4 protein-coding genes are annotated in these 12,621 nt (G+C 45.4%); 3 read left to right on the top strand and 1 reads right to left on the bottom strand.

Annotated features, from left to right (window positions below; translation table 11 throughout):
• Positions 1–76: 76 nt before the first annotated feature.
• The 3 genes from J3P37_RS03455 to galA all read left to right on the top strand — a co-directional run bounded on the left by J3P37_RS03455 (position 77) and on the right by galA (position 10,787).
• Complete coding sequence (locus J3P37_RS03455) at positions 77–6,610, top strand: MBG domain-containing protein (protein WP_256009605.1); 6,534 nt, start codon at positions 77–79, stop codon at positions 6,608–6,610.
• Positions 6,611–6,857: 247 nt separating this feature from the next.
• Positions 6,858–7,784 (top strand): PorP/SprF family type IX secretion system membrane protein, encoded by a 927-nt coding sequence (locus J3P37_RS03460; RefSeq protein WP_256009606.1) that lies wholly within the window; start codon positions 6,858–6,860, stop codon positions 7,782–7,784.
• A gap of 129 nt (positions 7,785–7,913) precedes the next feature.
• Entirely contained in the window at positions 7,914–10,787 is a 2,874-nt protein-coding gene (galA, locus tag J3P37_RS03465) for a beta-galactosidase GalA (protein WP_256009607.1), read from the top strand.
• Between the two features lie 94 nt (positions 10,788–10,881).
• Here galA and J3P37_RS03470 read toward each other — a convergent pair whose 3' ends face one another.
• Positions 10,882–12,519: a T9SS type A sorting domain-containing protein gene (locus J3P37_RS03470; protein WP_256009608.1), complete on the bottom strand. Its 1,638-nt coding sequence runs from the start codon at positions 12,517–12,519 to the stop codon at positions 10,882–10,884.
• Between the last annotated feature and the right edge of the window lie 102 nt (positions 12,520–12,621).

Consider the following 12,621-nt stretch of genomic DNA (forward strand, 5'->3'; position numbering starts at 1 on the left):
TTATATCCATGAGTCTCTGCTGGGTTCAAGCTCTATTAATTTTTTAAGGAATTCATTAAATAATCTCTATGTGCGTATGAGGAAATTTTACATCTTGTTGTTTCTGGTTTTTTCAATAGTTGCTGCGAAAGCCCAAACGTTTCAATATGATTGGTCGAATACGTATGGAACGAATAGTTTTGGCCAGTATATAACCGGTTACTATCAATGCGGCGGGACTTCCAGCAGGCCCAGCTATTGTAACAGCTATTCACAGTTCCCAAGTACAACTCAAGTTACTTCCTCTGCCTATGTTCCTTCAGGGGACGTTGTTCTCGGTGGTACTTACAATGTGTCGTTTGATCTTGATCCGGGATCAGGTGTCTTGATGAGCGCCGGGGTGGGGTATTTTTACAATTATAATGGATTTTATAATGCTTTTTTCGGGAGATACAACTCATCGGGGGCAATGGTATGGGCTAAATCTATCAGGAGCGGAAGCGACATTTCAATTCGACATATTGGTACAGACGCTTCAGGTAACATATATACGACAGGGGTCTTTTCGAGTGCCATTTATCCTGATCCTTCTTCGTCGACATATATAAACCCTGCAGGTGGTAGCGATATTTATATCTTCAAATATAATTCGGGCGGGGATTTAATCTGGGCAAAAACAATTGGGGGAGCGAGCTCTGAAATTCTATATTCAGTAACTGTTGACGCTATTGGTAATACCTACCTGGCGGGATTATATTATGCAGGATTTGATGCGGATGCTGGATCCGGAGTTTCTTCCCTCGCTCAACCTGCTGACGGTCAGGATTTGTTTCTAGTTAAGTATGATAGTGATGGAAACCATATATGGTCTAAAGGCATTGTCTCAAATAACAGTTCAGTTATTAGAGCTACAACCGCCGATGCTGCCGGGAACTTTTTTATTGCCGGAAATTTTTCAGGAACCCTTAATGCCGGTTCTTCAGAAAATCCGGTAGATCTCACATCAAGCTCAAATAACGGCTTCATTATTAAATATACAGCTGCTGGTGCGCACTCCTGGTCAAAGAAGATTCAGAGTTCAAGCAATTCATCTGTAATGGAAATTCATGCAGATGCTTCAGGAAACCTGGTTGCAGCCGGTCAACTGACTAATGAGACGGATATTGATCCTTCAAATCCAGACAACCCGGTTCTTACTTCGGAAGTGCAAAACTCGCCATCTTCCTGGCTGGCTAAATATAAGTCGTCTGGCGAATTATTATGGGGTAAGAGCTTTCAGGGAGGTCCTATTGGGTTTGTTAATTTAAAGTCCGATGAAAAGGGCAATATCTTCTTCTCAAGCTATTTTGGAACACCCAGTATAGATGCAGATCCAGATGGAGGAACAGCTGTGTTTACTACAGCTGGTTCAGCAGATATCTTATTCGGAGTATATGATAAGAATGGGAAATACATAAAAGCAGAACGGATTGGCTCCGGCGGTGACGAGATTCCCTCCACCATGTCACTTACTGGTTCGAAAATGTTTTTAGGTGGACATGTAAGAGGATCGTTTGATCTTGATCCAGGCGAAGGAACAGGTTTATCTACTTATTATAGTTCCACTTATAACGGGTTTGCTGCAGAATACACCATCAGCTTACCTCCCAGTATCGATTCCTTTTCTCCCGTGTCTGCTTCTGCCGGAGCTACGGTTACCATTAAAGGATCTGGCTTCACGGGAGCAACAGCTGTGAGTTTTGGCGGCACAGCCGCTGCTTCATTTACTGTAACAAGCGATACGGAGATCGAAGCAGTAGTGGGAGCGGGGACTTCCGGAGACATTTCTGTAACTACCGCCTCAGGATCTGGCGCTATTTCAGATTTTGTATTCGTAACCGGACCTGTAGTCGCTACTGCCGCCGCATCGTCCATCAGTTCATCTTCGGCTGCTTTGAACGCTACCGTTGATGATAATGGCAAAGATACCGAAGTGTCCTTTGAATATGGCTTAGAAGCTGATCTTTCTGATGCAACTGTTTTGGCCGCAACAACGGGTGGCAGTATTGCCGGAGGTTCTGGTAGCACCAGCGCATCTGTAACGCTCTCAGAATTAGATCCCTCAAAAACATACTACTTTAGGGTGAAAGCTGAAAATGCAGACGGCACTTCTTCCGGCTTAATAAAGAGCTTCAAAACGCTCTCTTCTAATGCAGCCCTTTCAAATCTCACTATAAGTGAAGGTCTGTTAAGTCCCGAATTTACGGCCGGCGAGACAGCCTATGCCGTAACGGTATCTAATTCAGTAGAAACGGTCGCGATTACTCCAACGCTTGCAGATGCGACAGCCTCTGTGAAGATTGGTACAGAAACGGTGACAAGCGGTAGTGCATCTGGGGCTATCAACCTTCTTGAAGGTACGAATACTATCAAAGTAATCATCACAGCAGAGGATCCTGCCATCTCGAAAACATATACCATAACGGTTACACGCAAGAAAACACAGTCGATCACCTTTGCTGCAACTGATACTAAGACTTACGGTGATGCTGAATATGAGCCCGCTGGAAGTAGTAGTTCTGGTTTAGATCTTGTTTATGAGAGTAGTGACCCGTCTGTAGCAAAAATACAAACTAATGGCAAGGTGCTGATTTTAAAGGCTGGTGAAACTACTATTAAAGCGAAACAGGCAGGAAGTGACTTGTATGAATCTGCTGTGGCTGTAGAGCAGGTATTGACGGTAAAAAAGAAAGCTTTAACGGTTACTGCCAAAGATAAATCGAAAACCTACGGGGAGACGGTAACATTTACAGGTACAGAATTCACTACCGAAGGGCTTATTAATACAGATGCGGTAAGTTCCGTTACTCTAAGCAGTATTGGGGCAGCATCGACTGCAGCAGTAAGCAGCACTGCTTACGATATTGAAGCTTCTGCAGCCAGCGGTACAGGTTTAGGCAACTATGCCATCAGCTATGCTAAAGGAGGATTAACCGTTGGCAAGAAAGCTTTAACGATTACGGCTAAAGACAAATCGAAAACCTACGGCGAGGCAGTGACCTTTGCGGGTACTGAGTTTACTACCGAAGGTTTGGTCAACACGGATGCTGTGAGTTCAGTTACTTTGAGCAGTACCGGCGCCGCAGCAACAGCAGCCGTAAGCAGCAGCGCCTACGATATTGAAGCTTCTGCAGCTAGCGGAACTGGTTTGGGCAACTATACCATCAGCTATACTAAGGGTGGATTAACAGTTGGCAAGAAAGCGTTAACGATCACCCCTAAAGACAAATCCAAAACTTACGGAGAGGCAGTGACCTTTGCGGGTACTGAGTTTACTACCGAAGGATTGGTAAACACGGATGCTGTTAGCTCAGTTACTTTAAGCAGTACCGGCGCAGCAGCAACAGCACCTGTGAGTGCTACTGCCTATGATATTGAAGCTTCTTCAGCCAGCGGTACAGGTTTGGGCAACTATACCATCAGCTATGCTAAGGGTGGATTAACCGTTGGCAAGAAAACTTTAACTGTTACGGCTAAAGATAAATCGAAAACCTACGGGGAGACAGTAACCTTTGCGGGTACAGAGTTTACTACTCAGGGTTTGGTAAACACGGATGCTGTTAGTTCAGTTACTTTAAGCAGTACCGGCGCAGCAGCAACAGCACCCGTGAGTGCTACTGCCTATGATATTGAAGCTTCTTCAGCCAGCGGTACAGGTTTGGGCAACTATACCATCAGCTATGCTAAGGGTGGATTAACCGTTGGCAAGAAAGCTTTAACTGTTACGGCTAAAGATAAATCGAAAACCTACGGGGAGACAGTAACCTTTGCAGGTACAGAGTTTACTACTCAAGGTTTGGTAAACACGGATGCTGTGAGCTCAGTTACTTTAAGCAGTACCGGCGCTGCAGCCAGTGCAGCCGTAAGCAGCACTGCCTACGATATCGAAGCTTCTTCAGCCAGCGGTACAGGTTTGGGCAACTATACCATCAGCTATGCTAAAGGAGGATTAACCGTTGACAAGAAAGCTCTGACGATCACCCCTAAAGACAAATCCAAAACCTACGGTGAGGCAGTGACCTTTGCGGGTACTGAGTTTACTACCCAAGGGCTGGTCAACACGGATGCTGTGAGCTCAGTTACTTTGAGCAGTACCGGGGCAGCCTCGACAGCAGCAGTAAGCAGCACCGCCTACGATATTGAGGCTTCTTCAGCCAGCGGTACAGGTTTGGGCAACTATACCATCAGCTATGCTAAAGGAGGATTAACCGTTGACAAGAAAGCTTTAACGATTACAGCGAAAGACAAATCGAAAACCTACGGGGAGACAGTAACCTTTGCGGGTACAGAGTTTACTACTCAGGGTTTGGTAAACACGGATGCTGTTAGTTCAGTTACTTTAAGCAGTACCGGCGCAGCAGCAACAGCACCTGTGAGTGCTACTGCCTATGATATTGAAGCTTCTTCAGCTAGCGGAACTGGTTTGGGCAACTATACCATCAGCTATGCTAAGGGTGGATTAACAGTTGGCAAGAAAGCTTTAACTATTACGGCTAAAGATAAATCCAAAACCTACGGCGAGGCAGTGACCTTTGCGGGTACTGAGTTTACTACCGAAGGTTTGGTCAACACGGATGCTGTTAGTTCAGTTACTTTGAGCAGTACCGGCGCTGCAGCCAGTGCAGCCGTAAGCAGCACTGCCTACGATATCGAAGCTTCTTCAGCCAGCGGTACAGGTTTGGGCAACTATACCATCAGCTATGCTAAAGGAGGATTAACCGTTGGCAAGAAAGCTTTAACTATTACGGCTAAAGATAGATCGAAAACCTACGGCGAGGCAGTGACCTTTGCGGGTACTGAGTTTACTACCCAAGGTTTGGTCAACACAGATGCTGTGAGCTCAGTTACTTTGAGCAGTACCGGCGCAGCATCGACTGCAGCAGTAAGCAGCACCGCTTACGATATTGAGGCTTCTTCAGCTAGCGGAACTGGTTTGGGCAACTATACCATCAGCTATGCTAAGGGTGGATTAACAGTTGGCAAGAAAGCGTTAACGATCACAGTAGAAAATAAAAACAAAACATATGGTGATCCCAACCCTGAATTAACGATTCTTTACACCGGATTGGTCAATAATGAAACCTCATTAAACCCTGCGCCTTCAATAAGTACGGGGGCAACAAAATCATCCGGAGCAGGTACCTATGATATCATAGCAAGCGGATCAGCTGTGAATTACACTATTACTTTCGTTAAGGGTACCCTGACTATTGGAAAAAGGTTATTGACAGTAAAAGCTGATGATAAAGAGAAATACCAGGGTACACCTAATCCGGCCCTTACTGTAAGTTATACTGGTTTTGTAACAGGTGAAAGTAAGGCAGACCTTCTTACGGAAGCTACTGCAAGTACTGCGGTGGTATTGAACACACCTAAAGGCTCTTACGATATCATCGCCAGCGGAGCCTCGTCCAACAATTACAGCTTTGACTATGTAAAAGGTGTAATTGAGGTTAAGCCTGGTCATCCCACCAGCATTAGTCTGGCAACATCAACGGTTTACGAGAACCAGGCAGCAGGTACGCTTGCGGGAACATTGAGTTCTACCTCTGATGATCCTTCAGCGACGTTTAAATATACATTGGTTGATGGTTTTGGTGACAGGGATTTATTTGAAATCGTAGGTCAGGGCACGCAGCTTACTACCACAGGTTCCCTTAACTTTGAAAATAAATCCAGCTACAGCATTAAGGTTCGTTCTACTACCCAGCATGGCTTATGGCTTGAGAAAGAGTTCACTGTTAATATTGTGAATGTGAACGAGCAGCCAACTCTGGCCAATATTACTAATGAAACGATCTGTTATACCACAGCGCCGCAACTGGTGAATATAAGTGGCATCTCTGCTGGTGAAGATGCTAATCAAGCCACCAACGTGAGTATCAGCAGTAGCAATAATAGTTTATTTGAGGTACTGGAAGTAAACCAGGCAGTAAACGGTCTGGCAGAATTACGGTACGTGGTTAGTAAAGGTGCTTCGGGATCGGCAGTGGTTAATGTTTTGGTGACAGATGATGGTGGTACAGCTCATGGCGGGCTTAACAGCATCATGAAAAGTTTCAGCATTACCGTAAATCCGCTTCCGGTGGTAACCATCAGTGCAGATAAAGGTAATTCAATTTCTAAGGGGGATGAGCGGGTACTTACTGCCTCAGGAGGAGTTACTTACCAGTGGTCAAACGCTGAAGGTATTATCGCTGGTCAGAACAGCGCAACTTTAACAGTTCGTCCGTCTGTAACGACTACCTACCGTGTAACCGCTACTAGTGCAACTAATTGCAGCTCTGTTCAGGAGTTTACCGTAACAGTAAACGAAGACTACGCGATGATTGATGGAACAAACCTGGTAACACCAAATGGTGATAATGTGAACGATTACTTCGTGATCAGGAACCTGGATCTGTATCCAAACAATGAAGTGAAGATCTTCGACAGAGCTGGCAGGTTATTGTACAGCAAGAAGAACTATAACTCGGAGTGGAACGGAACCTTCAACGGGGCTCCTCTGGCTGAAGATACGTATTACTATATCGTAGACTTTGGTGCAAAGAAACCGGTGTTAAAAGGGTTTATTACGATAGTAAGGGACTAAGAAAAATGATGAATTAGGAATGATGAATGATTTAGGCACACGCGGCACGCGTGCGCTAGCATTCGTCTTGCTCTGTCCGAGCGAAGCGGAGTCTACGGATTATCAAATAAAAAGGAGTCTCTGACTCCCCTAAGCGCCATAACATAACGCTTCGAGTCGGAGACTCTTTTTACTTCTGAAATCCGTAGAGATCCTTTGGAACTCTATCGGACAGTATGAAGAGGATCTATTAACGATATCAAAAACAATGAACATAAAAACACTTATTAGCAAAGCAGGGGCCCTTTCCCTGCTGCTTTTAGCTTTCAACAATACCAAAGTAAGCGCCCAGTTACATCCTCTTGGAGCGATGTACTTCCAGAACCAGTATCTGGCTAACCCAGCCATGGCAGGGCTGGAACAGGGCCTTCGTGCGGATCTGGCTTATCGCAAGCAATGGTCAAGCATTCCCGGTGCTCCGGAAACCCAGTCCTTAACCGCTGATTATGGTTCGGCTAAGAAATCAGGAGTTGGGATCAGCATTTACAATGATGAAGCCGGTTTGCAGAAGAAAACCCGGGTGATGGGCAGCTATGCCTACCACCTTCCCTTAAACAGTACGGGCGCCAAACTCAGCTTTGGGATATCGCTGGGTTTTATGGATGAGCGCCTGATGAATGAGAAGATGAATACGGTGACCCCGGATTACGACGTAGCTGTGAACAAATATGCCGATCGTGAAACGTATGTAGATGGTGACTTCGGCTTTGCCTTAAGCAGTAATAAGTTAAACTTTCAGGGTGCTATCCCTAACCTGAAAACTTTCTTTGGCAACGACCAGCATAAAGACGAGCTGGTAGATCAGGCCCGCTACTTTGCAAGCTTAAGTTATAAGTTCTACCTGGCCAACACCCTGGAAGGTATGGGTATAGAGCCTAAAGTAGTTTACCGCGACATCAGGGGGTACAAAAGCATCGCCGATATCGGTACCAACCTTACCCTTGCTAACAACCAGGTGAATGTAATGGGGATGTACCATACCAACGAGAGTGCCACTATCGGCATGGGGGTGAAATACAGATCGCTGATGCAGATCAACGGGATGTATACTTCAGGTACTTCAGCTATTCAGGGTTATACCAACGGTAATTTTGAACTGAACCTTAGGGTGAATATTTCGAAATTAAAACTTTAGGCTTTTGACGCTGGGGCATTTCAGCTCCCTATCGCACTTTTACTTTTTACCCCAAAGATCATGATTTATTAGCCCTTCCCTAAACTCACTTTTTAAAATCTTTGGTCTGTAACAATTACTTACCGATCAATGATTAAACTAATTCAATTTGCTATTTTAATAGCGTTTGTTTCAGCTGATGTGTGCCAGCTGAGGGCTCAAACCAGTGTTAAACATGGCGCTGCCGATATCACTGCCGGCGATAATGGTATCTACTCCCTGAATGAAGGCTGGTTTTTTCATAAAGGCGATATTCCTTTTCCCGTCATCAACGGCCATAGCGCAAGTTATTTTGCGTCGAAAGCAGGTAATGCTCTTGGTGCGGCTGCAATTGATTTTGATGCTACCGACTGGCAAACCCTCAATGTGCCGCACGACTGGGCGATGGAGAATCCCGTTGATTCTACCGCAAACATTGCCCAGGGTTACCGTAAACGCGGTATATCCTGGTATAGGAGGCATTTTCAACTGGATAGCGCTGATAAAGGAAAACATCTCGAACTGCAATTTGACGGAATTGCAACGCATGCAACTATCTGGGTTAACGGGCAGCTGATGCACCGGAGCTGGAGTGCATACACTTCTTCCTATATTGATATTTCTGCTGTTGCCAGATACGGCGATGATTTGAATACCATTGCCATCCGGGTAGATGCGGATGCGATGGAGGGCTGGTGGTATGAGGGGGCAGGAATTTACGCTCATACCTGGCTGCTTAAACAATCTCCTCTGCATATCGTAACTGATGGTATTTATGCGAACCCTGTAAAGGCGTCAGGCCCAAAAAACGAGTGGAAGATACCTGTTGAGATAAGTCTTCGCAATGATGGAAGAGCGATAGCTCAGCCTGATATTGAAGTGATCTTAGTGGATCCAGGCAACAATACCCTGGCATCTGCAAACCTGCGCGGATCCGTAGAAGCCCTCGAGGCGAAAACGTTTAGTTTAACGCTCTCTGTAAGCGGTCCGCGGCTTTGGGAACCCGAATCGCCGGTACTTTACAAAGTACTTACCCGTATTAAAGAGAACGGTAAAATTATGGATCAGCGGATAACAAAATGCGGCTTCCGGACCATCCGGTTCTCTGCTGATTCCGGCTTTTTCCTGAATGACAAGCATGTTCTGATAAAGGGAGTTTGTAATCATACCGATCATGCCGGGGTTGGCGTTGCAGTTCCGGATGGTATTTGGGATTTCCGGATGGAGCGTATAAAGGAGCTTGGGGCGAATGCTTATCGTTGTACCCATGCTGCTCCGCCTAAAAGGATACTTGAACTGTGCGACAGTCTCGGTATCCTGGTAATGGATGAGAACCGGAACTTCAATTCGTCACCCGACTATATGAACCAGCTGGAGTGGATGGTCAAAAGAGACCGCAACCATCCTTCGGTGATCTTATGGTCGGTTTTTAATGAGGAACCGATGCAGGGAACACTCACGGGTTATGAAATGGTAAGAAGGATGGCTGCCAGGGTAAAAGCGCTGGATAATACACGGCCGGTAACTGCCGCGATGAATGGTGGTTTCTTTGAAGCTGATAATGTATCAAAGGGGGTGGATGTTACGGGTTTTAATTACGAGATAAAACATTATGATCGTTTCCACAAGGAAAATCCGGAAATGCCTGTCATGAGTTCTGAAGATGCTTCGGCAGTGATGATACGAGGAGAATATGTAACAGATCATAAAAAACATCTTTTAGACTCTTACGATACGCAGGCCCCAAAATGGGGGGCAACGCATCGTACAGCCTGGAAGGCAATTGCTGAACGGCCCTGGATGGCGGGTGGTTTTGTCTGGACCGGTTTCGATTATCTTGGGGAGCCAACGCCATTTACCTGGCCAACGGTTAATTCCAGTTTTGGTGCGATGGATATTTGCGGCTTCCCTAAAACAGGCTTTTATATTCGCCAGGCTTTCTGGAAAACTGATGAACCTGTTTTGCACATCGCTCCGCATTGGAACTGGCCGGGCGATAGCACCGGTAAGCCCATCAAAGTTCTGCTTGTTAGTAATGCAGACAAAGTTCAATTGAAACTTAATGGCAAACTGATAGGCGAAAAGGTAAATGACCCCTACGAAATGACAGAGTGGATAGTGCCTTATTCTCCGGGGAAGCTGGAGGCCATAGGTTTTTCCAAAGGTAAACAGGTATCTCAAACCTCGGTTCAGACTACAGGCAAGCCGGTTCGCTTAAATTTAATCCCTTACCGGGGAAGTTTGAAGAACGATGGAAATGATGCGATGCCCGTCACGGTAGAAGCTTTTGATGACAAAGGCCGGCATGTACCGGATGCAAATCTGCCTGTTACTTTTCGAATTCAAGGTTCAGGCAATATTATCGGATTAGGAAACGGAAACCCGAATTCTCATGAACCTGAAAAAGGTAATAAGCAAAGTCTTTTTAACGGACTGGCACAAGTTATTATTCAAAGCCAGAAGGGGGGAGGGAAGAACATAGTGCTTGAAGCGACGGCCCCGGGCTTAAAGCCAGCTTCTCTAAAAATACCGATACTGGCTGTAAAACCCATAGCCGCGATACCCGCAGTCAGGCAAAAACTGCTTTTGAGTAAATGGAAACTTTCTCCGGCAACGGCTGAAAAGCCAGATCCGAATGCCACGCTGGCTGATAATGATATGAACAGCTGGCAAGCAATTACAGCTGGAAATCTGACTAAAATGAAGGATGGCAAATACGCTGTTTTAAGAACAACTTTCAGCCCTCTTAAAAGCCAGCAGGCTTCGGGGGGAAAGATCATTTTAAAAGACGTCAGGGCTGCGAAGGCTGAGTTTTATTTGAATGGGAAGAAAGTGTTTGAAAAGAACCCGGATAGGAAGGGAGCAGCGTCTGAAGATATTGTGATTCCTTTTGAAAAGGGTTTAACAACACTTACTTTAAGTGTTCTGTTTCAAAGCCAGGAGGAAGAGTTGTTTGGATTGGGAGCTATTCCGGTAATAGAATGATAAATTAAAGATCTCTCTGCCTTATCAGAGAGATCTTTAGGGAGATCTTTTTAGGGAGATCTTAAAGGGAGAACTTTAAGAGAGATCTTTAATTTTATTGAACTACAAATTTTAGCTTTGAACTTTTCGTTCCTATCGTAACGGCAGCGATATATAAACCGGGAGCAACGTCCTTTGGAAGATCTATCTTATTTTCTCCAATTGCGAGAAGATGTTCTTCATCCAGTATAACGTTGCCAGACAGGTTGTAGACCGAGATCCTGGTCTTTTTTACCTCATCAGTGCTTATATTTACACTTACGGGTTCATTTTTTCCTGCCGAGATAAAGATATTCTCCTGCTTCATGTTCAGTTTTATCGAGATGATGTTAGACAATTCTGCCTTCCCATCAAAGTCGACCTGCTTCAACCTGTAATAATTTGTACCAGGCGAAGGCATCTGGTCCGTGAATGTGTACTTGTTTTTTTGAGTGCTGTTTCCTTTCCCGCTTACTTGTCCGATCTTGGAGAACTGCACACCGTCTGTCGATCTTAACACTTCAAAGTGAGAGTTATTCAATTCTAACGACGTTTCCCAGTTAAGGTTAACTTGCTGCTGATCAAACTTAGCCTGGAAAGATGTCAATTTTACGGGAAGTGTTGTCTCGGGAGTTGTTCCAGGAGTAAAACTTACGCTTCTGAAAACCGTATTGTTTGCGGCTGTCGCCAGAACTGAAAGCTCAGTGGTATTACTGATACTGGATGTCGCTGCATTTTCGTCTGTGATCGCCAGCAGTTGTGATGGAACAGACGTGCTAAGGTTTCCCCATGTAGCTGCGTAAAGCAGGATGTTCTTTCCTGAAACTTTACCGGTTATACTTTTTAATCCGTCGGTTGTTCCGGTAATTTTTATGCTGCCTTTCGCGACCCAGCTGCTGTTTTCAAGCGCAAACTTGAACAGACCTGCATCTGCGGGACCGGTACCATCATTTGCAGCATAGATCAGGTTGGGTTCGCCGTCGCCGTCAGTATCGAAAAGAGCTACCTGGTTAACATTGCTGATTCCTGGAAGAGTAATAGTACCTTTAGGCGAAGTGCCTGTATTGGTAGGAAGCGGACTAAAGTAGGGAACAGCCGATGCGTTGTTTGCACAGTAGAGTTTATTATTAAAGATGGTGTAACTCCTGGCGTTGCTTACATTGGTGCTAACCTGGGTTGCTGTGCTGGCACCCAGTGCTGAATAGAGAATTCCTGAACCTAGTGTCGCGCTGTAAAAGTGGCTGCCACCTGCGGTCGGCACTACGGATCTTGCCGGCGAGTTGCCGCTTACCGATGTACTTGTATTGAGGTTGCCTGCAGCGTCTAACACGCCAATTACCTTATCTACGTCCGATACGGAGCTTGAACCTGTCTCCTGGTCATAACCTATAATTGCAAGATATTGTCCGTCGGGAGAAAGTCCTGACATGCCCTCCAGGTTATATACCGTGGCGCTGCTTTTCATTATTGCTGTAAGTCTGCGGTTTGTTCCATTGGCAGACACAGGCACTGCGATTGTAAAATCCGGCGATTGAGCGGTTCCGGTAGTATTATACTGGTCAATAAACACAGGGACAGTGCGATTACTAGCTACGCTGCTCCCTGTTCCAACGCGATATACAGCAAGCTTGCCGGGCGTAATTTGTCCGGAACAATAAAGGCTGTAAGCAATACTGATCAAAGTAAGAAATGTGATTGATAGAATTTTTTTCATAAAATTTATAGGTTTAATTGATTTACTCAGCTGAGCCGATGTGCTAAATTGCTTGTACTCTGAAGAAAAAAGGGGACAAAAAATCGACTGTTTGGGCTGAAT

Origin of the sequence: Desertivirga xinjiangensis (assembly GCF_024436435.1) — a bacterium.
Lineage (GTDB): Bacteria > Bacteroidota > Bacteroidia > Sphingobacteriales > Sphingobacteriaceae > Desertivirga > Desertivirga xinjiangensis.

Excerpts from the sequence above, each read along its gene's own strand:
- J3P37_RS03455 (WP_256009605.1), top strand. The coding sequence starts at position 77 with ATGAGGAAATTTTACATCTTGTTGTTTCTGGTTTTTTCAATAGTTGCT.
- J3P37_RS03460 (WP_256009606.1), top strand. The coding sequence starts at position 6,858 with ATGAACATAAAAACACTTATTAGCAAAGCAGGGGCCCTTTCCCTGCTG.
- galA (WP_256009607.1), top strand. The coding sequence starts at position 7,914 with ATGATTAAACTAATTCAATTTGCTATTTTAATAGCGTTTGTTTCAGCT.
- J3P37_RS03470 (WP_256009608.1), bottom strand. The coding sequence starts at position 12,519 with ATGAAAAAAATTCTATCAATCACATTTCTTACTTTGATCAGTATTGCT.